General features: G+C 49.6%; 22 protein-coding genes and 2 pseudogenes. 18 read left to right on the top strand and 6 right to left on the bottom strand.

Translation table 11 applies throughout. From position 1 onward, the window contains the following. The first annotated feature begins 242 nt into the window (after positions 1-242). From ACUVQO_RS11195 to ACUVQO_RS11175, 5 genes and pseudogenes are all read left to right on the top strand, one after another. The gene (locus ACUVQO_RS11195; RefSeq protein ID WP_445925953.1) at positions 243-521 is read left to right on the top strand and encodes a hypothetical protein; all 279 of its coding nucleotides are present in this window, start codon (positions 243-245) and stop codon (positions 519-521) included. A gap of 80 nt (positions 522-601) precedes the next feature. Further along, on the top strand, positions 602-799 hold the full coding sequence (locus tag ACUVQO_RS11190) for a hypothetical protein (protein ID WP_445925952.1): 198 nt from the start codon (positions 602-604) through the stop codon (positions 797-799). Between the two features lie 86 nt (positions 800-885). After that, positions 886-1,335 (top strand): annotated as a pseudogene (locus ACUVQO_RS11185) (sensor histidine kinase); the annotation flags it as partial. A gap of 68 nt (positions 1,336-1,403) precedes the next feature. Next, positions 1,404-1,490 (top strand): hypothetical protein, encoded by an 87-nt coding sequence (locus ACUVQO_RS11180; RefSeq protein ID WP_445925958.1) that lies wholly within the window; start codon positions 1,404-1,406, stop codon positions 1,488-1,490. A gap of 191 nt (positions 1,491-1,681) precedes the next feature. Next, positions 1,682-2,806 (top strand): site-2 protease family protein, encoded by a 1,125-nt coding sequence (locus ACUVQO_RS11175; RefSeq protein WP_445925951.1) that lies wholly within the window; start codon positions 1,682-1,684, stop codon positions 2,804-2,806. Positions 2,807-2,905: 99 nt separating this feature from the next. On the opposite strand, the pseudogene ACUVQO_RS11170 reads toward ACUVQO_RS11175, so the two are convergent. Continuing rightward, a pseudogene (locus ACUVQO_RS11170) lies at positions 2,906-3,223 on the bottom strand (transposase); the annotation flags it as partial. A 138-nt stretch (positions 3,224-3,361) separates the two neighbouring features. Beyond that, entirely contained in the window at positions 3,362-3,676 is a 315-nt protein-coding gene (locus ACUVQO_RS11165; RefSeq protein WP_445925950.1) for a two-partner secretion domain-containing protein, read from the bottom strand. Between ACUVQO_RS11165 and ACUVQO_RS11160 the strand changes: the two genes are divergently transcribed. The 9 genes from ACUVQO_RS11160 to dtd all read left to right on the top strand — a co-directional run bounded on the left by ACUVQO_RS11160 (position 3,666) and on the right by dtd (position 9,097). Further along, positions 3,666-3,941 (top strand): hypothetical protein, encoded by a 276-nt coding sequence (locus ACUVQO_RS11160; protein WP_445925949.1) that lies wholly within the window; start codon positions 3,666-3,668, stop codon positions 3,939-3,941. The two genes, ACUVQO_RS11165 and ACUVQO_RS11160, sit on opposite strands and share 11 nt — an antisense overlap. A gap of 45 nt (positions 3,942-3,986) precedes the next feature. Further along, positions 3,987-4,652, top strand: a complete 666-nt coding sequence (locus ACUVQO_RS11155; RefSeq protein WP_445925948.1) for a class I SAM-dependent methyltransferase — start codon at positions 3,987-3,989, stop codon at positions 4,650-4,652. Between the two features lie 487 nt (positions 4,653-5,139). After that, entirely contained in the window at positions 5,140-5,325 is a 186-nt protein-coding gene (locus ACUVQO_RS11150; protein WP_445925957.1) for a Mo-dependent nitrogenase C-terminal domain-containing protein, read from the top strand. Between the two features lie 137 nt (positions 5,326-5,462). After that, positions 5,463-6,005, top strand: coding sequence for a LabA-like NYN domain-containing protein (locus tag ACUVQO_RS11145; protein ID WP_445925956.1), 543 nt, complete (start codon positions 5,463-5,465; stop codon positions 6,003-6,005). Positions 6,006-6,057: 52 nt separating this feature from the next. Beyond that, positions 6,058-6,879, top strand: coding sequence for an ATP-binding cassette domain-containing protein (locus ACUVQO_RS11140; protein WP_445925947.1), 822 nt, complete (start codon positions 6,058-6,060; stop codon positions 6,877-6,879). 9 nt (positions 6,880-6,888) lie between these two features. Continuing rightward, on the top strand, positions 6,889-7,551 hold the full coding sequence (locus ACUVQO_RS11135) for an ATP-binding cassette domain-containing protein (protein WP_445925955.1): 663 nt from the start codon (positions 6,889-6,891) through the stop codon (positions 7,549-7,551). After that, positions 7,544-7,969: an ABC transporter permease subunit gene (locus ACUVQO_RS11130; protein WP_445925946.1), complete on the top strand. Its 426-nt coding sequence runs from the start codon at positions 7,544-7,546 to the stop codon at positions 7,967-7,969. The genes ACUVQO_RS11135 and ACUVQO_RS11130 overlap by 8 nt, the downstream gene beginning before the upstream one ends. Continuing rightward, positions 7,929-8,645 (top strand): ABC transporter permease subunit, encoded by a 717-nt coding sequence (locus ACUVQO_RS11125; RefSeq protein ID WP_445925954.1) that lies wholly within the window; start codon positions 7,929-7,931, stop codon positions 8,643-8,645. Before ACUVQO_RS11130 ends, ACUVQO_RS11125 begins: the two co-directional genes overlap by 41 nt. Before the next feature lie 11 nt (positions 8,646-8,656). Beyond that, positions 8,657-9,097 carry a D-aminoacyl-tRNA deacylase gene (gene dtd / locus ACUVQO_RS11120; protein ID WP_445925945.1) on the top strand — a complete coding sequence of 147 codons (441 nt, stop codon included), beginning with the start codon at positions 8,657-8,659 and terminating at the stop codon, positions 9,095-9,097. A gap of 39 nt (positions 9,098-9,136) precedes the next feature. Here the strand turns inward: dtd and trxB are convergent, their stop codons facing one another. Beyond that, positions 9,137-10,507: a thioredoxin-disulfide reductase gene (gene trxB, locus ACUVQO_RS11115; protein WP_445925944.1), complete on the bottom strand. Its 1,371-nt coding sequence runs from the start codon at positions 10,505-10,507 to the stop codon at positions 9,137-9,139. 204 nt (positions 10,508-10,711) lie between these two features. Between trxB and ACUVQO_RS11110 the strand changes: the two genes are divergently transcribed. Then, a complete protein-coding gene (locus ACUVQO_RS11110; protein ID WP_445925943.1) occupies positions 10,712-11,605 on the top strand; it encodes a two-partner secretion domain-containing protein in 894 nt (297 codons plus the stop codon). A 157-nt stretch (positions 11,606-11,762) separates the two neighbouring features. On the opposite strand, the gene ACUVQO_RS11105 is transcribed toward ACUVQO_RS11110, so the two are convergent. The 3 genes from ACUVQO_RS11105 to nifJ form a co-directional block, all read right to left on the bottom strand. Beyond that, positions 11,763-12,950, bottom strand: a complete 1,188-nt coding sequence (locus ACUVQO_RS11105) for an ATP-dependent 6-phosphofructokinase (protein WP_445925942.1) — start codon at positions 12,948-12,950, stop codon at positions 11,763-11,765. 17 nt (positions 12,951-12,967) lie between these two features. After that, on the bottom strand, positions 12,968-13,981 hold the full coding sequence (locus ACUVQO_RS11100) for a dihydroorotate dehydrogenase-like protein (RefSeq protein WP_445925941.1): 1,014 nt from the start codon (positions 13,979-13,981) through the stop codon (positions 12,968-12,970). Between the two features lie 192 nt (positions 13,982-14,173). Beyond that, positions 14,174-17,869 (bottom strand): pyruvate:ferredoxin (flavodoxin) oxidoreductase, encoded by a 3,696-nt coding sequence (nifJ, locus tag ACUVQO_RS11095; protein ID WP_445925940.1) that lies wholly within the window; start codon positions 17,867-17,869, stop codon positions 14,174-14,176. A gap of 711 nt (positions 17,870-18,580) precedes the next feature. On the opposite strand from nifJ, the gene hoxE reads away from it, so the two are divergent. The 3 genes from hoxE to hoxU all read left to right on the top strand — a co-directional run bounded on the left by hoxE (position 18,581) and on the right by hoxU (position 21,600). Further along, positions 18,581-19,111, top strand: a complete 531-nt coding sequence (gene hoxE, locus ACUVQO_RS11090; RefSeq protein ID WP_445925939.1) for a bidirectional hydrogenase complex protein HoxE — start codon at positions 18,581-18,583, stop codon at positions 19,109-19,111. Positions 19,112-19,132: 21 nt separating this feature from the next. After that, positions 19,133-20,755 (top strand): NuoF family protein, encoded by a 1,623-nt coding sequence (locus ACUVQO_RS11085; protein WP_445925938.1) that lies wholly within the window; start codon positions 19,133-19,135, stop codon positions 20,753-20,755. A 128-nt stretch (positions 20,756-20,883) separates the two neighbouring features. Next, positions 20,884-21,600 carry a bidirectional hydrogenase complex protein HoxU gene (gene hoxU, locus ACUVQO_RS11080; protein WP_445925937.1) on the top strand — a complete coding sequence of 239 codons (717 nt, stop codon included), beginning with the start codon at positions 20,884-20,886 and terminating at the stop codon, positions 21,598-21,600. Positions 21,601-21,609: the final 9 nt, after the last annotated feature.

The following is a 21,609-nucleotide window of genomic DNA, read 5'->3' as shown; positions in this document are numbered from 1 at the left end:
ACTGGATGGAGAATCGCATGACTGATATGGTCATGCGATTAGAATGAAATAGCCCTGTATATGGTCATGATCGAAATCTCATCTTATTATTCTCAGGCAGGTCTACCTAACAATTTTAGGAACAGATTAATGCCCCAACTTTAATAAAAAACTTGGACTGGTTTGATGGATGGGAGCAATGACCAACACACGACTAAAGCATTGGAGAAAGCTAACCGTATTCTCCAGAAAAAATGCAACAAATGGAACGAACATTGTTGCAGTTGGAAGGGGCTAATGCTCGTAAAGAATCGATGTTGGAGCAGGTGATTGCAGAGCTAAAGGAGAGTGAAGAACGGTTTCGCTTGGTCGTAGAACAGACAAGACAATTGATATACGACTATGATGCAGCATTAGAGCAAATTCGCTGGGAAGGAGCAATTCAGGAGATTACAGGTTTCTCGCCGCTGGAGTTCAAAAAAATCAAGGTTTCAACCTGGCTCGATCAGATTCACCCTAATGATCGCGCGATCGCCGCCTAGGTTTTTGAGCAATCCCGACACCAGGGAGAACATTACCATGTGGAATATCGCTTTCGGCGAGCCGATGGCACTTACACCCATTGGAAGATTATGGTGTTTGCCTTTCCCAGGGAAATTCTTATCGCCTGGTGGGTGCCATTAATGATATCAGTGAATTGAAACAGGCTCAGGCCCACTTGGTACAACAAGAGAAGATGTCATCATTGGGGCAACTTGTGGCAGGGATTGCCCATGAAATTAACAATCCCATCAGTTTCATCTACGCAATCTCAACCTAGCCAGGAATTATATTCAAGATTTGCTGAGACTGATTCATCTTTATGAAGAGCACCATCCTAATCCAGCTCCTGCGATCCAAGCAGAAATGGCTGCGATCGATCTCGATTTTCTCAAAACTGATTTACCTCGGTTACTTGCGTCAATGGAAATGGGCACAACCCGGATCAAGGATATTGTGCTGTCCCTACGCACCTTTTCACGTTTGGATGAAGCAGATTTCAAATCAGTCAATATTCACGAAGGCCTCGATAGTACGTTAGTCATTCTTGATCACCGTTTGAAGGCACAACCTGACCGTGAGGCTATTCAAGTGATTAAAAGCTATGGTGACTTACCTAAAATCGCATGTTATCCAGCACAACTCAATCAGGTCTTCATGAATATTCTGGTGAATGCAATCGATGCCCTGGAAGAACTTAATCCGCCTCAGCCCATGATTCATATTCGCACTTTGCAAGTGTGCGATCGCAAAATTGTAGTTCACATTGCTGATAATGGCCCTGGTATTCCAGACACCATTCAGCAATCGTTGTTCGATCCATTTTTACCACTAAAACTGTTGGCAAGGGAACAGGATTGGGATTGGCGATCGCCCGCCAAATTGTGGAGGAGAAACATGGCGGTACGATCTCAGTCACATCTAAAGTGGGTGAGGGATCAGAGTTCAGATTGATATTGCCGCTTCTCTGACTTTGCTACCTGATTAGCTACCTGATTAGCCAACAGATCTTTGAAGACCGAACTAAGATAGGCGGTTATTACTATAACTGCAAAATAAGAAGATCCTTCATATTTCGTTACATTAAGGGTATGGAATTGTCCTGAGCCAGCTTTATTGATGCAAGAAGTGGTTGGCCCAATTCCTTTAGTGAGGTAACGAAATGAACAATAACATTCGTGTCGGAAGCCTGTTTGGGATTCCCTTCTATATCAATCCCTCCTGGTTCCTGGTATTAGGACTGGTGACATTCAGCTATGGCAGTGGTTTAACTGCCCAGTTTCCACTTCTGCCAGGTGGTCTGGCCTGGATATTGGGTTTAATAACGGCGCTGCTATTGTTTGCGTCGGTGCTGGCCCATGAATTGGGACACAGTTTGGTGGCACTCAGACAAGGGGTGGGCGTGAAGTCGATCACGCTGTTTCTGTTTGGTGGATTGGCCAGCCTGGAAAAAGAATCCAAAACTCCGGCAGAAGCATTTTGGGTGGCGATCGCTGGTCCCCTGGTCAGTCTATTTCTGTTTGGCGCGATTACAGCCCTGACCGCTGTTACTCATGGAGCAGGCCCACTGGCCGCAATTCTGGGCACGGTAGCTTACATCAATCTGGTGCTGGCGTTGTTTAATCTGATTCCCGGTTTGCCGCTGGATGGGGGTAATATTCTGAAAGCGATCGTCTGGAAGGTAACAGGCAATCCGTATAAAGGCATTCAATTTGCAAGTCGTGCGGGGCAATTGTTTGGTTGGGTTGCGGTGATCTCCGGTTTACTACCGCTGATTTTGGCAGGCAGTTTCGTGAATATCTGGAACCTGCTGATTGGTGGCTTTTTGCTGCAAAATGCTGGACGATCGGCTCAATATGCCAGATTGCAAGATTCCTTAACGGGACTAACTGCTGCGGATGCTGTAAACCCCAACGGCCCGATCGTGTCTGAGCAACTTTCCCTGCGCGAGTTTGCCGATCAACGGATTCTCGATCACTCTCACTGGCGTAAGTTTCTGGTGACGAATGCGATGGGACAGTTAATCGGAACGATCGCCGTCGATGACCTCACAACTATTCCCAGTGCTGTCTGGCTAGAACGGACTGTCAGTGAATTGGTACGACCGATTGAACCATCAATAATGGTAGACCGCGATCGGCCTTTAGGAGATGTGATCAACCTTCTGGAAGAACGTCAACTCAGGGCAGTCCCCGTCGTGCAAACGAATGGCATGTTAGTTGGATGGTTGGAAAAAGCCGCGATTATCAATTTGCTACAAAATAGACTGCAGGCAAATCCAGTCTAGGCTGTTTTTTAGACCCCTCGACTCGCCCCAATTGCAGCAGCCAAGGTGCGGGTCGAGGCTTGCACTTGGCTCAATGCCATTCAATTATGCTCTATGGCACTACGCATACGCGTTAGCACACTCTTTGAAAGCAGCATCCACACACTCACGAAAGCTATCGAATTCATCCCATCATTGCCGCATCCCATTCTTTAGCCCAAACCACCAATGCTCGATCTCGTTCAAATCAGGCGAGTACGGTGGCAAATACCAAATTTCGTATCCCGCTTCCGCCACCCTCTCCTCAATTGTTTGAGAATGGTGAAAACTGGCGTTGTCAATGCTGATCACATGCCCGGGTTCTAGTTGCGGAATTCAACACTCTTCTAACCCCATCTCAAACAAGTCTCGGTTGCAAGACCTAGCAAAGGTCATTGGGATCCCGTTCCCGGTACCCATAAGTTTTTTTCGACATCGATCGCTTTTCGGCGCAGGTCACGGCTGTAGGGAGCGGGCATAGGCACTCCTAACCTTTCTTCTACCTCCGTGATAGTGTCCTAACCTAACTGAGTAAGGCTATATCGTTGCTCCGGGACGACTGGAGCCGTATTGCAACCCTGGTGTGATGTTGATGGTCAGCAGTGGCGGAGCCTGGGGATTCGTGACACTGAACTCAAGGCCGTTGCCAAACACAAACCGATTTGCAGCACTGGCGACAAACGATCCGCGCACATCCAACTGAGCATTGGGGCCAAACAGAATGCCATTGGGATTGAGCAGAAATAGATTGGCTCCCCCGTCCACCCCCAGCGTTCCCAGAATATCGGATTTCCTCCTCTCCCAGAGCGGGAGAGGGGTTGGGGGTGAGGGCGAGAGAGTTTTGTCAGCCAACCAGGAACTTTTCGTTAGCTTAGTCGATGACGCATCCCAGACTACACCTAAGCCTGGTAATCCCCATTTACCCCTATCAGCGATCGTATCCAGCCACCTGAAACTGCTGACTCTGCACCAGATTGGTAAACTGCTCAAATCGTTTAGTTGTGCCACAGCCTGTGATGTCGATCAACTCCTTACCCAATTAACCCTAGAAGTAATTGCTTCTATCACAGAATATTCCTTCATTCTCGATGCCCTTTCTGCCCTAAACCCAATTTAAATTAGTATTAATTTTTAACTTTCAACTCTTTGCTCTTCCCCTGCTATGGCAACTATTCTCAGAGATCTCAGTTACCGCTATCAGTGGCTGTACGACAGCATTTCCTGGCTAGCTGCACTCAGTGTTGGGGGAGAGGGACGCTTCCGGCGACTGGCCTTAGAAGGACTGGAAATTCAACCAGAAACCCAGGTGCTGGATCTGTGTTGTGGCAGTGGGCAGGCAACCCAGATTCTGGTACAGCGATCGCGCCACGTCACAGGACTAGATGCCTCCCCCTTCTCGATTCAACGGGCACAGCGAAATGTCCCACAAGCGCAGTATGTGGAAGCGTTTGCAGAATCTATGCCGTTCCCAGACCAGCACTTTGATCTGGTTCATACCAGTGCCGCATTACATGAGATGCAGCCGGATCAGCTACACAAAATTTTACAAGAGGTTTATCGAGTGCTCAAACCAGGAGGACTATTTTGCCTGGTGGATTTTCACGCTCCCAATCATCTCCTCTTTCTACCCGGAGTGTACCTATTTCTTTACCTGTTTGAAACCGAAACCGCCTGGCAATTGTTAGAGACAGATTTAGGTGAGGTGTTAAAGGCGATCGGCTTCCAAATCAACCGCTCTAAACTCTACGCTGGAGGCAGTCTACAGGTTATTCAAGCTCAAAAAACTCAATCAATCTTAGAGGACGTTTGCAAAGTATCTGGTGGTTAAAACTGCAACTACACTCACCCAGTCTGCCGACGCAGACTCAATACAATCAAGGTTTTCAGTAACCTGTGTCGGCAGGTTTTCTCCGGATAGCCGCGGCTTCAGTCGCCAGGATGATTTGCCCCAGGTGCACTACTTCGTGGCCCAGATTGAAGATATGACGGAAGCCCAGCAAGCAGACCCTATCTAAAGGGGGATTGACGGAATCTGTACACAGTCTCCATGTTCCCCAGCTACCCTGGAAATCACACTCTAGATAGACGATGGAAATCTCTTTTAATGCGTTGCCCACGACATAACACATTCTATCTGTACTCGTGGATATTTAAAGTAAGGGCAAAGCATTCAGCTTTAACTGTACAGCGTTTTTGTCAGTTTTTCCCTAACCATGAACCATGCTTCCCGGAACCACCGGACTTCTTCTGTCCGACAACCGATTCAGCACTGGCTCGAATCTATTGAAGTTCGCACTTCCAGAATGGCATGATTACTGTGCAAGCTGATTCTAGCCCCTTGTCTGTTTGAATGCAAAATCTCTCTGTTTAATCAGACTGTTCTCTACATTCCCCCTTTGTGCAAACTTAATCCTTTCTATAACCAACTGGTAGAGCTGCGCTTTAAGTCGCTGCTGTACTTGGCGGATCAGTATGGAGAGGACATCACGCTCTATTGCTAATACCTGTGTTAATACCTGAGGAATTGACCATGCTTACTAAACTTTCAAAAGAAACTCCTGATTTGCCAGGAAGACCTGAGCTTCCCTCACAGCCCCAGGATTTAATAGACACCTATAACCACGTTGACCACCGAGAAATGCCAATCTCTGCCCCAAGATCTCACGATCGCGGTCGGGTTGCCATTTTTGTCGATGGATCCAATCTATTTTATGCTGCTATGCAACTGGGCATTGAAATTGATTACACCAAGTTGCTGTGTTATCTCACTCAGGATAGCCAACTGTTACGAGCCTTCTTCTACACCGGGATCGATCCCGGTAATGATAAACAACAGGGCTTTCTCCTATGGATGCGGCGGAACGGTTATCGAGTCGTTACCAAAGATCTGGTGCAACTCCCCGATGGCTCGAAAAAAGCCAACCTGGATGTGGAAATTGCGGTGGATATGATGACGCTGGCCGACCACTACGATACAGCAGTATTAGTCAGTGGGGATGGGGATCTGGCTTATGCCGTGAATGCCATATCCTACCGGGGGGCACGGATTGAAGTGGTGAGTTTGCGATCGATGACCAGCGATAGTCTGATTAACGTGGCTGACCAATATACTGATGTGGCTGATCTGAAACCTTATATTCAAAAAGTCTCCCGCACCAACTACACCTATCATCCCCTCTAACAGTTACGGAACTACTCAAGATAGAATCGCTGAAAAGGTTTCTCCAAAACGGATGAAAGTAGAACTGAAACATATCTCCAAATCCTTTGGCCCAGTACAGGCTAATGAGGATGTGTCTCTACTGGTGCAGGCAGGAACAATTCATGGACTGCTAGGAGAAAATGGGGCGGGCAAAAGTACGCTGGTGAAGGTGCTGAGTGGGTTTATTTCCCGCGATCGGGGCGAGGTGTTGCTGGATGGTCAGCCTGTAGAAATTCGCACGCCTGCTGATGCGATCCGGGTGAGAGTTGGCATGCTGCACCAGGATCCGCTGGATTTCCCGCCTTTATCGGTGCTGGACAACTTTATGGCAGGGCGACCCAGTGGCTTTTTCTTCAATCGTCAAAAAGTGATTCAGGAATTTAAGCAACTGTCGCTCCAGTTCAACTTTCATCTGGACATTCATCGCAAAGTTAGTGAGTTGACCGTTGGCGAACGGCAGCAGTTAGAAATTCTCCGGCTGCTGTCTCTGGGGGTGCAAACGCTGATTCTGGATGAACCCACCACTGGAATTTCTGCCTCACAAAAAACGGCTCTGTTTGCAGCCATGAAGCAATTAGCGGCTGAGGGTAAATCGATTATTTTTGTTTCCCATAAATTGGAAGACGTAGAGGAATTGTGCAACGAGGTGACAGTGCTGCGGCAGGGAAAGGTGATGGGCAACCTGCCGATTCCGGCTTCCGACAGTCAACTTATCGATTTGATGTTTGGACGGGAACTAGCTCCTCCCCTCAAACCTGCAACCCGGCGGGATGAAGTGGTGCTACAACTGACGGATATCGTGGTCGAAAACGATCGCCTCACCATTGCCGTCGATCAGCTAACGGTTCATTAAGGAGAAGTAATTGGACTAGCCGGACTGGAGGGCAGCGGGCAAGAACTGTTACTCCTACTGTGTGCTGGTTTGGTAAAAGCAACCCAGGGTCAGATCTGGATTGACGGCAAAGACATGACTCACCAGCCTTACAAAGGCTATCTGAAGTTGGGAGTGGGTTATTCCCCTGCCGATCGCTTAAAAGACGGACTGGTACGGGGCTTAACGATTCAGGAGCATGTGGCACTTCGTACTCCGAAACGTCGCCTGTTTGTGGATTGGAAAGATGCCCTGACTCGCACGCAGCAAGCGATCGCCCTATTTAATATTCGCGGCAAAGCCACCACCCCGGTAGAACGCTTATCCGGTGGCAACCAGCAACGTACCCAACTGGCCCTGCTCCCCGTACCCCTTAACCTGCTGTTGATGGAACATCCCACCCGTGGTCTGGATATTGAATCGACACTTTGGGTGTGGCAGCAACTGATTGCCCGTTGTCAAGGCGGAACCGCCATTCTGTTCATATCCTCTGACCTGGACGAAATTATGCAATACAGCGATCGCGTGATTGTCTTCAGTGGGGGATGCCTTTCCCAGCCGATGGATGTCGCTCAACTGACGGTGGAAAAACTCGGGCAATTAATTGGCGGCCGCTTTAACGATGCCGTTCAGTCTGGATCGGTTCATGCCTAAAGCTCGTTGTTTGCTTATGTCGAAAACTCTTTACTATCAGGTTGGTGCGATTCTTATTTCGCTGGTGTTTGTGGCGATTGTAATTCTCCTGGCAGGCGGTAATCCGATCGCAGTCATTTCCAGTATCTGGGGCGGTGCATTGGGCACCTCCGATCGCATTGGACGAGTCCTGGCTACTCTGGTGCCACTCATGCTCTGTACCAGTGGCTTACTGTTCACCTTCACCGCCGGACTCTACAATCTGGGGATTGAAGGCGAGATTATGCTTGGGGCGATCGTGACAACCTTTGTTTTGCGGCTCACTCAGGATAATCTACCCCCCTCTCTGGCAATCCTTCTGGCTGTTCTGGCGGTGGTTAGGAGGGGCATTGTGGGGCGTGTTAGCCGGAGTCTTGAATATCTATGGGCGTGTGAATGAGATTTTTGCCGGATTGGGATTGAACTTTGCGGCGGATGGATTGGCGCTGTATCTGATCTTTGGCCCCTGGAAAAAGGAAGGAGTGGCCTCTATGAGCGGCACCGAACCCTTCAAAGATTCCCTCTGGTTGCCCACGATTGCAGGAACGGTTGCCAGCCCGATTGCCCTGGTGATTGCGATCGTAACCGTCGCCATGACGTTAATCGTGCTGCGGGGCACCTACTTCGGCTTACAACTGCGGGCCGTGGGGCAGAATCTGCGAGCTTCTTATGTACTGGGTATTCCATCCATTCGGCAGCTGATGAGTGCCTTTGCTATCTGCGGTGCTTTGGCTGGATTAGCCGGAGCCTTACAGGTACTGGCGATCTTTCATCGTCTGATTCCCGGTATTTCCAGTAACCTCGGCTTTCTCTCGCTGCTGATTGCCATGTTGATTGGCCTGAACGGTTGGTTAATTATTCCCGTTGCCTTCTTCTTCAGTGCCCTCAATGTCGGCAGCTTGCAACTTCCCCTGGCCCTCAACCTCGAATCTTCCCTCTCCGGTGTAATTCAGGGTACTCTCGTGTTGTTTGTTCTCCTGGGACGCGGATTTAGTCAGACAAATTTACTGTCTGCTCTGTATCAGCATGGGCAATCGCTCCTCAGTTCTCGTCAGCCGCGCATAAAATCCTATTAGTTGCACCATCTATGAAAGTAGTGATTCAACGAGTTCAGTCCTCTCAGGTGGTTGTAGAGGGACAAATCGTGGGCAAAATTGGACGCGGATTAAACCTGCTGGTCGGCATCTCGAATACGGACACAGAAGCAGAACTGGACTGGATGACCCGTAAATGTTTGGAGTTAAGACTCTTTCCTGCGGCGGAAGGGGGACGATTTGATTGCTCGGTTCAAGACATCAGGGGTGAACTGCTGGTAATCAGCCAGTTCACCCTCTATGGCGACTGCCGCAAAGGTCGCCGTCCCTCTTTCGATCGCGCTGCTGCCCCGGAAGTTGCTCAATCCCTCTATGAAAAATTCGTCGAGAAACTGCGAACCAGCGGCCTCAAAGTAGAAACAGGCATTTTCGGGGCCATGATGCAAGTGGCGATCGAAAATGACGGCCCAGTAACGGTAATAGTTGAGACTTAAAAATTACCTTCAACTTTGCTGAAGGTGATTTTTGAACTCTCACAAATTTGCCTGAATCAGTTCCCGGTATTGACTCTTCTGTTTCACACCCTTCAATTCACCCACTTTATCCTTCAACTTGAACAGGTGAACTGTAGGAGTTCCCACAACACCAGCAGCTTCGGCAATCTCTGGATCCTGCTCAATATCGATGTTGACGTAGTGAATCTTGCCATCAAATTCATCAATTACCTTACTGAGAATCGGTTTGAGGGTATGGCAGGGGCCGCATTGGGGTGAAGAATAAAGCACCAGGATGGGGCGATCGCTCTCATGATAGAGCTTCCGCAACGCATAGCTGCCTTCATGGCGAGTCTGCGTCGGATCAAATTCAGACGACTGTTCAGCTTCACTTTTCTTGTCTGGAGTGGCTGCAGGACGGGTTTCCGCTTCCTTGGTCTGGTGGAACTCTTGCACTAACCCATGAGAAGACAGCCAGCGCTCGGCCAGCATTGCTGCCATACAGCCCGTTCCTGCTGCGGTAATCGCCTGCCGAAACTCGTGATCCTGTACGTCCCCTGCTGCAAATACCCCTTCCACACTGGTTTCGACTGAACCGGGCCGGGTCACGACATAACCAATGTCATCTAGCTCAATCTGACCTTTGAAGAGAGCAGTATTGGGTGTGTGACCGATCGCATAAAACAACCCTTTCACATGCAACTCGCTCTCCTCGCCAGTCTGCTTATTTTTCAGCTTCACACCTTGCATGTGATCCGCTTCACCGAATACATCCAAAACTTCTGTGTTCCAATGCACTGTGATTTTGTCGTTGTTCAACACCCGATCTTGCATGGCTTTACTGGCTCGCATCTTGTCACTGCGTACCAGCAAATGCACATGGGAGCCGTACTTGGTCAGGTAAACAGCTTCTTCAGCGGCTGAATCTCCGCCTCCCACAACCGCTAATTCCGCAGATCGGAAAATGGGAGTTGCCCCGTCGCAGATGGCACAGGCCGAAATTCCTCGGCTCCAAAATTGATGTTCAGTGGCCAATCCTAATCGTTTGGCCGTAGCTCCCGTGGCGATAATGACACTGTGCGATCGCACTTCCAAACTTTCTGAGCGAATCACAAAGGGCCGTTGGCTAAAATCTACCTCGGTCACATCTTCGGTTACCAGTTCTGCCCCCCAGCGGAGTGCCTGTTCTTTCATCCGAGTCATCAGCATCAGCCCCGTAATGCCGTCTGGGAAACCAGGAAAATTTTCTACCTCTGTCGTAGTCATCAGTTGGCCACCTGGTAATCCCCCGACCTGAAATCCTTCAAACACGAACGGTTTCAAGTTCGCACGAGCCGCATAGATGGCAGCAGTATAGCCCGCTGGCCCAGAGCCAATAATCACAACGTTTTCAATGGTTGGAGTACTCATGCTTTAATTGAACTCGTAACGACTACGCCTAGTATACCCAATCTTTACAAAGCTTTGAAGTTTATAGTCCGGATTTAAAGTCTTTCTGTAGAAAGGGTTAAGTAGATTTGCTAAACGCTAAGATTAAGCCGTTGAATTGGCTACTTAGCGAGAGCAGGGCTTCTGTTGATTCCCTTTCATCTCCTGATCTAATTTATTTTCTTCATGAAACACTTTTGGGCTTACACGGCAATTTCTGCACTGATTCTCACGGAGGCTATTAATTTCGGCTCTCCCACCCCTGCTCAAGCTCAATCAATCACAGCGGCTCCCGATAGTAAGGGTACGATCGTTTCCCCAAATGGTAATACATACAACATTACGGGCGGTACTCAGACGGGAACCAACCTATTTCATAGTTTTCAACAGTTTGGTCTGACATCTGGAGGAGCGGCCAACTTTATTGCCAATCCCTCTGTACAAAATGTATTAGGACAGGTAACAGGCGGCAATCCCTCTGTCATCAATGGCTTGATTCAGTTGACGGGTAGTCAGGCTAACCTGTATCTGATGAATCCGGCAGGAATTGTCTTTGGTCGCAATGCTAGCTTAGATGTGCCTGCTTCATTTACCGCAACGACTGCTACCGCGATCGGTTTTCGTCCTGGCATTACTGGTTATCCTGATGACTGGTTTAATGCCTCTGGAGTCAACACCTACTCCCAATTGGGAGGTGCTCCTTCGACCTTTGTCTTTACTGTTCCAAAGGCTGGGGCAGTAGTGAATGCGGGAAACCTGGCTGTTGCTCCTGGACAGACCCTGACTCTGCTGGGAGGAAGCGTCGCCAATGCTGGAATTCTGACAGGCGGAAAGGTGACAGTCTTAGAAGTCACTGGCGAAAAGCTGATCCGAGTGCAACAGGGCGGCGACCTGCTGTCTCTGGATTTACCTTTGGTGGTTAAGAATTCGGTCAACCCGCTTCCCTATACCCCTCAATCGCTCCCGCAATTGCTAACCGGGGGAGAAGCCTCCAATGCAACTCAGATTACAGTTGAAGATGGAGTTGTGAAGTTGTCTGGCTCGGGAACCACGGTAGAAACTGGCCCTGCTACTCCTTAAAAGCCGTTTGAGCAATCAAACCTTTAAAAATCTGCCTCTAGAAAATTAAAAATCTGCCTCTAGAAAATGAAGGACAGATATCTGAGCGATCGCGCTCGACGGTCTGTCGCTTTCCAGGCTAGGGTCTAGAGAAGGTAAGCGAAGTCGGTTGTAAAAGCTATTCCACGCTGAGGTCGCCCACATAGATACCGATATCGCGGGCGGTTTGTACCAGGAAGCCCTGAGAATCGACGCGGGAGGGAGCTTTGCCTTCCTTACGGGCTTTCTTAATCTGCTCAATTACGCGACTGAGGGGAACACTACTAACACGGCCATTCTGCCAGATCACCATCTGGTTATAGTTACCGTTTGCGATCAGGTCTACGGCTTCCCGACCAAAGGCTGTAGCTAACAGGCGATCGGTAGAGCTGGGAGTGCCGCCCCGCTGTAAATGACCTAGCACCGTGACGCGAGTATCCACCTGATCTAAATTGCAAAATTCGGGTTGCTCGGAAAAACAGAGTTTATCGCAGTAATCCTTAATTTTGTGGGCCAGGTAATCTCCGATGTATTTCTCTTTCTGGCCGCTGCGATTCTTCACGCCTTCAGCTACCACAATCAGGGCAAACCGCCGGCCATCGCGCCGTAAACTGGCCAATTTCTGACAGATGCCATAAATCACGCCATCGTTTAGGACCGGAGTTAATTCAGGAATCAAAATGCCATCGGCTCCTCCGGCAATACCTGCTTCCAGAGCCAGATATCCGGCATCCCGTCCCATCACTTCCACGACCATGACGCGATCGTGGCTGGCGGCAGTAAAGGTAAGGTCATACAGTGCTTGCGTCACCCGATTGACAGCCGTATCGAATCCGACTGACAGTTCGGTAAAGGGCACATCGTTGTCGATCGTTTTGGGAATGACCACCCAGTTCCAGGCCACCCCTTCTTTGATCGCCTGTTTGGCTAATTTGTCCATAATTTCGATACTGCCATCACCCCCGATTGCGATCAGAGCATCCAACCCCATCTTTTGATAGCCATGAATAATGTCATCGGCGTGGCGATCGGGATCTCCCTTGCTGATCGATCCCAGGACGCTACCACTGAGGAAATGCAACACGTCTAACCCCTGCAGCAAGCCCGGAATATCATAGCCATGTTCATGCAGTCTCAAGTCTTCAATGCGACGTTTTCCGGTCAGCAATTCGATAAAGCCATCAGTGCCATAGGGAATTCCATATACCTCCCAGCCATATTTGTAGGTTGCAGCCCTGACAACAGCTCGAATTACAGCATTGAGTCCAGGACAATCTCCGCCACTGGTTAAAATACCGATGCGTTTAGAGTGCGTGGTTGTTGTCATGGCTCTGCTCTCTGTAATTAAAAGGCACTGGTGAATTCTGGCGTAAAGGTTTGAATTGCTTTCATATACTGTGCCCGTTCAAAAGTACTGGAATCGGGACAATACATCTGACTCATACTTCCCTGCATTTGCTGCACCGATTCATATTCATGTTCTTCCATCCAGCGACACATTTCCTGTTCAATGACCTGAATATGTTCGATGCCATGTCGCAATAGAACAGAACAAATTTGTGTAATCTTTGCTCCGGCCATGAGCATCTTTAAGGCATCCTGGCCTTTTTGAACCCCGCTAGTCGCTGCCAGATCGGCACCAATACGACTGTAGAGGATGGCAATCCAGCGCATGGGCAACCGGGAATCTTGAGGTGAACTCAGGATCAAATGGGGATAAACTTCCAGGTTATCCAGATCAATATCCGGTTGATAGAAACGATTGAATAACACCAGCCCATCGGCTCCAGCATCATCCAGCCGTTTCGCCATGTTGGCAAAATTGCTGAAATAGGGACTTAACTTAATCGAGACTGGAATCGTCACTTCCGATTTCACATCCCGCAAGATATCAATATAGTTCTGTTCGACCTCCGCCCCTGTGAGATTGAAGTCAGTCGGTACGTAGTACACATTGAGTTCGATCGCGTCGGCTCCTGCCTGCTGCATCAATTGGGCATATTCTAACCATCCACCTGGGGTGTACCCATTCAAACTAGCAATGATAGGAATCGACACCTCTTCTTTGGCCTTGCGAATATGCTCCAGGTAAACCTCTGGCCCAACGTGAAATTGCTCCGGCTCAGGGAAGAAGGTAAGGGATTCGGCATAGCTATCCGTTCCGTAGGTGAGATGATGGTGCAATTCAAATTTTTCATGCACCAGTTGTTCCTCAAACAGGGAATGCAGCACGACGGCTCCCGCTCCCGCGTCCTCCATGCGCTTGATGTTATCCATGTCTTCGGTCAGTGGAGCCGCTGCTGAAGGAACCAGGGGCGATCGAAGAGTTAAGCCAAGGTAAGTGGTGGTGAGATTCATAGGAGTTTTTTAAGAGTGGATGGTGGATAGTAGGGAGGGGAAGGAGAGGGGAGGGGAGAAGGGAGAGGGCAAGGAGCCTTTAAACCTTGTCCAGATCCAGAACCGTAGTTTCTCTGATCGGAAAACGACCGTTTTCTAGCTGGACTTGGTTTAATTTACTTCTTTTTCATCTCCCCTATCTCCCTCATTTCATTACCCCATCTTGGCTGGCTGGCTTCCTATAGGCTGATCTCCTTTGGAGTGTCCATGATGGCCGTTATGACCGTCGTGGCCGTTAGGAACCGTGCTGGGAGGCATAGTGGGACGTGTTGGAGTAGAAGGATTGTCAGCCAGAGGACGGGCAGCGAGGTGTTCGTAGAACTTCCAGCGCATATTCACGTCCTGTTGTGCTTCCTGGAGAAGCCGTTTGGCTTGTTCCGGTTTGCTCTTGGTCAGCATCTTGAATCGGTTTTCTTCGTACATGGACTGACTGACGGGTTTCTTGGGCGCTCCCATATCTAGGTGGAGGGGATTCTTGCCTTCTGCAACTAGGGCGGGATTATAACGGTAGAGCAACCAGCGCCCACTTTCGACGATCGCTTTCTGATGGTTCATGGCCGTTTGCATATTGATGCCATGGGCAATGCAATGGCTGTAGGCGATGATTAGTGAGGGGCCATCATAGGCTTCCGCTTCCAGGAAAGCTTTCAGGGTATGTTCATCTTTGGCTCCCATTGCCACGCTGGCCACATAGACGTTGCCGTAGGTCATAGCAATCAGGCCCAAGTCTTTCTTGGGGGCGGGTTTGCCACCAGCGGCGAACTTGGCAACGGCTCCTCTGGGCGTGGCTTTGGAAGACTGACCTCCGGTATTAGAGTAGACTTCCGTATCCATGACCAAAATGTTGACGTTGCGGCCACTGGCGATCACATGATCCAACCCACCAAAGCCAATGTCATATGCCCAGCCGTCGCCACCGATGATCCAAACACTCTTCTTCACTAGGTAATCGGCTAGAGATTTGAGGCTTCTGAGTTTGGCTTGGACGGTTGGATCGATTTCGCTGGTCAGCAGGCGATCGAGGATTTGTTTTAGTGCGGCTACGCGTTCCCGCTGTTCGTAAATATCCGCTTCCGATCGCTGCTCGGCGTTGATCAGACCCTTTACCAGATTGTCGTCAATTAAACTGCCCAGGTCTTGCAATAGTTCAACGGCCATGTCGGTGTGCTTGTCGATCGCCAGCCGGAAGCCCAGGCCAAATTCGGCATTGTCTTCAAATAGACTATTAGACCACGCAGGGCCGCGACCTTCCGCATTTTGCGTCCAGGGGGTAGTAGGCAGGTTGCCGCCGTAAATCGAGGAACATCCGGTGGCATTGGCCACTAACATGCGATCGCCAAACAATTGAGAGACCAGTTTCAGATAAGGAGTTTCGCCGCATCCAGCACAGGCTCCGGAGAACTCAAACAGGGGTTCCTGCAGTTGTTGTTGCCGAATCAAATTCAGTTTCAGATTGCGGCGATCAGGCGTGGGCAAACTCAAGAAGAAATCCCAGTTTTGCCGTTCCTGTTCCCGCAGCGGTAACTGTTCGGCCATGTTGATCGCCTTGCGGGACGGCATGGATTTGTTCTTGGCGGGACAGACATCGACACAGATGCCACATCCCGTACAGTCTTCTGCGGCTACCTGAATGGTGAACTTCTGCCCGGTGAAATCATGATCGCGGGCATCTGCCGATTTAAAGGTGTCGGGGGCATTTTTCAGAGCGGCAGGTTCATAAGCCTTACCCCGAATCACACTATGGGGACAGACCATCACACATTTGCCGCACTGAATGCAGACATCTGGATCCCAGACAGGAATTTCCTGAGCAATGTTACGTTTTTCCCATTTTGCGGTGCCTGTGGGATAAGTGCCATCAATAGGCATAGCGCTGACGGGCAATTCATCCCCTTCCCGCGCAATCATTTTGCCCAGGACATCATGGACAAAGGCTGGAGCGCAATCAGGAATTGGGAATTGCAGGGACTGAGTACTGGTGACAGTAGCCGGGATCTTCACCTCGAACAGGTTGTCCAGGGTGTTGTCTACCGCCTGCAGATTGAGGTGGACAATTTCGGCCCCTTTCTTGCCGTAGGTTTTTTCGATCGATTTCTTGATGCGAGCGATTGCTTCTTCTCGGGGTAGCACTCCCGCCAGGGCAAAGAAGCAGGTTTGCATCACGGTATTAATCCGGCTACCCATGCCATTGGCACGAGCTACCTGATTGGCGTTAATGGTGAACACTTTGATGTGTTTACGGATGATTTCTTCCTGGGCTTCGATCGGCAGATGATTCCAGATTTCTTCCGGCGGATAGGGGCTGTTGATCAGTAAGGTAGCACCGGGAGCGGCAGATTTGAGAATATCCATTCGTTCCAGAAAGCCCCATTGGTGACAGCCGACAAAATTGGCCTGCTCGATTAAATAGGTGGAGCGAATCGGGGTGGGGCCAAACCGCAGGTGAGACACGGTGGTGGAGCCGGATTTCTTCGAGTCGTAAACGAAATAGCCCTGCGCGTAGTTATCTGTTTCCTCGCCAATAATTTTGATCGAGTTTTTGTTCGCGCCTACCGTGCCATCTGCTCCTAGCCCGTAGAACATGGCCCGCACGACGCGATCGGATTCTGTGGAGAAGCGGGGATCGTAGTCCAGGGAGGTGTGGCTGACATCGTCCAGGATACCGACTGTGAAATGATTTTTTGGCCTGGGTTGCGCCAGGTTATCAAAGACGGCCTTCACCATTGCCGGAGTGAATTCCTTAGAAGACAGACCATAGCGACCTCCGACTACTTTCGGCATGGCACCTTCCCAGGCTTCATTCAATGCTGTCACCACATCCAGATATAGGGGTTCGCCGCCCGCTCCTGGCTCTTTGGTGCGATCGAGTACGGCAATATTTTTTACAGTTTTTGGTAAGGCTGCCACCAGCCGATCAACCGCCCAGGGACGGTAGAGCCGGACTTTCAGTACACCCACTTTTTTGCCCATTCCCAGCAGGGCATCGACGGTTTCGTGGGCCGTTTCGCAGCCAGATCCCATCAGGATGATGACGTGATCGGCATCCGGAGCACCATGATAGTCAAACAGATGATAGTGCCGTCCGGTCAGTGCCCCAAACTGATCCATTGCTTGCTGCACAATCTCAATGCAGGACTGGTAGTAGGGGTTGACCGTTTCCCGTGCCTGGAAGTAGACATCCGGGTTTTGGGCCGTACCGCGCAGGACAGGGCGATCAGGGGTGAGGGCGCGATCGCGGTGAGCCAAGATCCATTCTTGCCGGATCATCGCCTCCAGGTCGCGGTCTTCCAGCAGTTCGATCTTTTGGATTTCGTGGGAGGTGCGGAAACCATCAAAAAAGTGAATAAAGGGAATACGCGATTCCAGGGTGGCAGCCTGGGCAATCAGCGCGAAATCATGGGCTTCCTGGACGGATGCGGAACAGAGGAGAGCAAATCCTGTAGCGCGAACGGCCATCACATCACTGTGATCCCCAAAAATGGATAACCCTTGCGCGGCCAGCGATCGGGCTGCAACGTGAATTACGGCACTGGTTAACTCTCCCGCAATCTTGTACATATTCGGGATCATCAACAGCAAGCCCTGAGAAGCCGTGAATGTAGTGGTTAAAGCTCCTGTTTGCAGGGCACCATGCACGGCTCCAGCGGCTCCGGCCTCACTTTGCATTTCGGCTACACTGGGCACCGTTCCCCATAAGTTTTTCCGTCCTTCGGAAGTCCAGGTATCGACCCATTCACCCATCGGGGAAGCGGGAGTAATGGGATAAATGGCAATTACTTCATTAAGGGCATAGGCAACGCGAGCGACGGCTTCATTTCCATCCAATGTTGCGTAAATTCTACTGTTCATACTGCAATCCTTTGCGGGTGGCTACCGGGCTAAATGAGAGCGGTCAACTGTTATCTATTCACTGCACACATTAAACGACTTAATGCTCGCAAGCTAAATATTTCACTAAATCTTCCCAAGTATTAGTTAACTTTTCTAACCTAGCTTTTTTCAGGATAGATGAATGCGCGATCGTCTTAGCTCCTCTTTTCTGAATTTTCTAGGATCAGCCTTCCAGATAGAGTCCTAAGCTTTCTTGAAAGACAAAAATCAGTACTTTAAACTACATTTTATCGTTTAAACCGGGGAACTTTATTTATGAGAATCTGATTAAATTTGGTAAATTAACTTTAGTAAAGAGCTAAAACTGGCTCTCTAGTGTTCGTTTGATTCCAGGTGCAAATTGAATGGCAATACCAGTCTCTACCATTTAAAGGAATAATTAACCTTTCCTCTCTGGCCAGCAGCCTGATAATAGGGTGGAGCAGTCAGGTTTCTACGTTAGAACAATAGATATTGGTTAGAGCAACAGACAAACGCTAAGCCAGAGCATTAGGATAGATTTGAGAGCATCATTTAGTCACACCATCTGGAGGAGGAATTGTGACCGTTAAGCAACAGGAAAGTTGTTTAATTAAATATTTAGAATTCATCCTTTATTGAGTAAAGTTTAAGCCCTCCATCAAAACTAGAATTTCAGCCTAAATTGTTGGGAAGTTAAAGGATATCGTGATGCAGTCTGCAACTGATCGATCCAAGGCACAAGAGGCCGCGAAAACAAAATCAGCCCATCCCAGTGGCGATCGTCGCTTCAAAACGCTGGACATGACGATGAAGCGCTTTCAATACAAGCCGGATGCGTTGATTGAAGTACTGCACAAAGCCCAGGAAGCATTTGGCTACCTGGAAGAAGATGTGTTGATGTATATTGCCAGGGGGCTAAAACTGCCGCTCAGCAGGGTCTACGGGACAGCCACGTTTTATCATTTGTTCTCTCTCAAGCCGGCAGGTGCCCATACCTGCGTAGTTTGTTTAGGAACAGCCTGTTATGTCAAAGGCAGTGACAAGATATTGGCAGAACTAGAAAAAGAACTGGGCATTAAAGTTGGTGAAACCACGCCCGATGGTAAGGTGTCATTAATGGCGGCTCGCTGCATTGGAGCCTGTGGTATCGCTCCAGCCGTCGTCTTTGATGGCACGGTGGCCGGAAAACAAGAGCCAGTAATGGCCTTAGAACATATCAAAGCCTGGGAAGCCGAATAGCCGAGTAGGAGAAGGTGAATTATGGATTTAACCGATCTGTTGGAAATTGCGGAAACCCAACGTGCGAAACAAAAGCCGACTCGTGTTCACTGTTGTACGTCTACGGGATGTCGGGCAGCCCGATCGTTGGAAGTTTTACAGAATCTGAAGAGCGCAATAGAAACTGCCGGATTGCAGGATCAGGTCGAAGTGGTCGGAGTTGGATGTAGTGGCTTTTGTGGGCGCGGCCCACTGGTGGAAATTGATCCCAAGAATGTGCTGTATGAAGAGGTGAAACCAGAGGATGCAGCCAGTATTATCGATACCTTGAGGGGGGGGACAACGACGGCTACTCAGGGTGATTTAAACCACCCGTTTTTCTCTCGCCAGCTCAAGATAGTTCGGCAACACAGCGGTAAGCTCGATCCCGAAAGTATTGAAGAATATATTGCAGTGGGGGGCTACCGCTCTCTCTACAAAGCGCTGTACGAGATGTCTCCGGCAGAGGTAGTTGAGGAAATTACCAAAAGCGGATTGCGGGGGCGTGGCGGTGGTGGCTATCCTACAGGCTTAAAGTGGTCGACCGTGGCGAAAATGCCAGGGGATCAGAAGTATGTGATCTGTAATGGAGATGAAGGCGATCCCGGTGCATTTATGGATCGCAGTGTCTTGGAAAGTGATCCCCATCTGGTGTTGGAAGGCATGGCGATCGCTGGGTATGCGGTTGGTGCTAATCATGGTTTCATTTATGTGCGGGCAGAATATCCCTTAGCTATTCAACGTTTGCAAAAAGCAATTCAACAGGCTAAGAAATATGGATTGTTAGGGAGTCAGATTTTTGATTCCCATTTTGATTTCAAAGTGGATATTCGTATTGGCGCTGGAGCGTTTGTCTGTGGTGAAGAAACCGCATTGATTCAATCGATTCAAGGGGGTCGAGGTAATCCCAAAACTCGCCCCCCTTACCCCGCTCAGTCTGGCCTCTGGGACTGTCCAACGTTGATTAATAATGTAGAATCTTTCGCTAATATCGCTGCCATTATTCGGGAAGGTTCTGAGTGGTATGCCAGCATCGGCACTGAGAAAAGTAAAGGTACGAAAATCTTTGCCCTCACCGGCAAAATCCGCAACAATGGCCTAATTGAAGTGCCGATGGGAATTACGCTACGGGAAATTGTAGAAGAGATGGGCGGTGGTGTTCCCGATGGCGAAGTGAAAGCGGTGCAAACGGGCGGCCCTTCCGGGGGTTGCATTCCGGCTTCGTTGCTGGATACCCCTGTGGATTATGACTCGTTAACGGCGATCGGCTCTATGATGGGTTCCGGTGGCATGGTGGTCATGGATCAAACCACGAACATGGTGGAAGTCGCCCAGTTTTACATGGAGTTCTGCCGGGGCGAAAGTTGCGGTAAATGCATCCCCTGCCGTGCCGGAACGGTTCAACTTTACGGTATGCTCACCCGACTGCTCAAAAAGCAAGCCACTCAGGCCGATCTGGAGAAAATGAAAGAACTTTGCTACATGGTCAAAGAAACTAGCCTTTGTGGATTGGGCATGAGTGCTCCAAACCCTGTACTCAGCACTTTACGCTATTTCGGTGAGGAATACGAAGCTTTGCTCCAGTCGCCTGCTTACCTGAATGGCAAAGTCACGCCTAGTGGATAGGGGGTTGTGGCGAAAACTGGGAGTTTTGGATGATGAAGCTGGCAATGTTTAAATTCTGCAAAAAACTCTGAGTTTTAGGTTAACCTCATCTCTTCTCCCCCTCATCTCTTTCCCTTCAAGGAGAACTTATGTCAGTAAAGACGCTCAAAATTGACGATAAAGATATTGCGATCGAAGAAGGTGCAACTATCCTGCAAGCGGCGCAGGAAAATGGCATTCCGATTCCTACTTTGTGTCACCTGGAAGGGGTGACGGATGTGGGGGCCTGTCGCCTGTGCCTGGTTGAAATTAAGGGCATAAATCGGCTACTACCAGCTTGTGTAACGGAAGTCGCCGAAGGGATGGAAATCCAGACTAACACTGAAAAATTGCAGGAATACCGCAAGATGACGGTGGAGTTGCTGTTTTCCGAAGGCAACCATATTTGCGCCGTGTGTGTAGCCAATGGTAACTGCGAACTGCAGGATGTAGCGATTCAGGTGGGTATGGATCACACCCGGTTTACCTATCGCTTTCCCGATCGCGGTGTGGATATGTCCCATGAATTATTTGGCATTGACCACAACCGTTGCATTCTCTGTACTCGCTGTGTGCGTGTCTGTGACGAGATCGAAGGTGCCCACGTTTGGGATGTGGCCATGCGAGGAGCGGCCTGCTATATCGTCTCCGGCCTTAACCAACCCTGGGGTGAAGTTGATGCCTGTACCTCCTGTGGCAAATGTGTAGATGCCTGCCCGACTGGAGCCATTTTCAGGAAGGGCGAAACCACAGCCGAGAAAGAACGCGATCGGGCCAAGTTGGAATTCTTGGTAACAGCGAGAAAGAAGCACCAATGGACAAGGTAGGGAGTGAAT

The sequence above is a fragment of the Leptodesmis sp. genome (assembly GCF_052746595.1).
Note: the sequence above shows the minus strand (reverse complement) of the source record. Positions and strands in the feature narration are given on the sequence as shown.

Excerpts from the sequence above, each read along its gene's own strand:
- ACUVQO_RS11195 (WP_445925953.1), top strand. The coding sequence starts at position 243 with ATGGAACGAACATTGTTGCAGTTGGAAGGGGCTAATGCTCGTAAAGAA.
- ACUVQO_RS11175 (WP_445925951.1), top strand. The coding sequence starts at position 1,682 with ATGAACAATAACATTCGTGTCGGAAGCCTGTTTGGGATTCCCTTCTAT.
- ACUVQO_RS11155 (WP_445925948.1), top strand. The coding sequence starts at position 3,987 with ATGGCAACTATTCTCAGAGATCTCAGTTACCGCTATCAGTGGCTGTAC.
- ACUVQO_RS11145 (WP_445925956.1), top strand. The coding sequence starts at position 5,463 with ATGCCAATCTCTGCCCCAAGATCTCACGATCGCGGTCGGGTTGCCATT.
- ACUVQO_RS11140 (WP_445925947.1), top strand. The coding sequence starts at position 6,058 with ATGAAAGTAGAACTGAAACATATCTCCAAATCCTTTGGCCCAGTACAG.
- ACUVQO_RS11130 (WP_445925946.1), top strand. The coding sequence starts at position 7,544 with ATGCCTAAAGCTCGTTGTTTGCTTATGTCGAAAACTCTTTACTATCAG.
- dtd (WP_445925945.1), top strand. The coding sequence starts at position 8,657 with ATGAAAGTAGTGATTCAACGAGTTCAGTCCTCTCAGGTGGTTGTAGAG.
- trxB (WP_445925944.1), bottom strand. The coding sequence starts at position 10,507 with ATGAGTACTCCAACCATTGAAAACGTTGTGATTATTGGCTCTGGGCCA.
- ACUVQO_RS11110 (WP_445925943.1), top strand. The coding sequence starts at position 10,712 with ATGAAACACTTTTGGGCTTACACGGCAATTTCTGCACTGATTCTCACG.
- ACUVQO_RS11105 (WP_445925942.1), bottom strand. The coding sequence starts at position 12,950 with ATGACAACAACCACGCACTCTAAACGCATCGGTATTTTAACCAGTGGC.
- ACUVQO_RS11100 (WP_445925941.1), bottom strand. The coding sequence starts at position 13,981 with ATGAATCTCACCACCACTTACCTTGGCTTAACTCTTCGATCGCCCCTG.
- nifJ (WP_445925940.1), bottom strand. The coding sequence starts at position 17,869 with ATGAACAGTAGAATTTACGCAACATTGGATGGAAATGAAGCCGTCGCT.
- hoxE (WP_445925939.1), top strand. The coding sequence starts at position 18,581 with ATGCAGTCTGCAACTGATCGATCCAAGGCACAAGAGGCCGCGAAAACA.
- ACUVQO_RS11085 (WP_445925938.1), top strand. The coding sequence starts at position 19,133 with ATGGATTTAACCGATCTGTTGGAAATTGCGGAAACCCAACGTGCGAAA.
- hoxU (WP_445925937.1), top strand. The coding sequence starts at position 20,884 with ATGTCAGTAAAGACGCTCAAAATTGACGATAAAGATATTGCGATCGAA.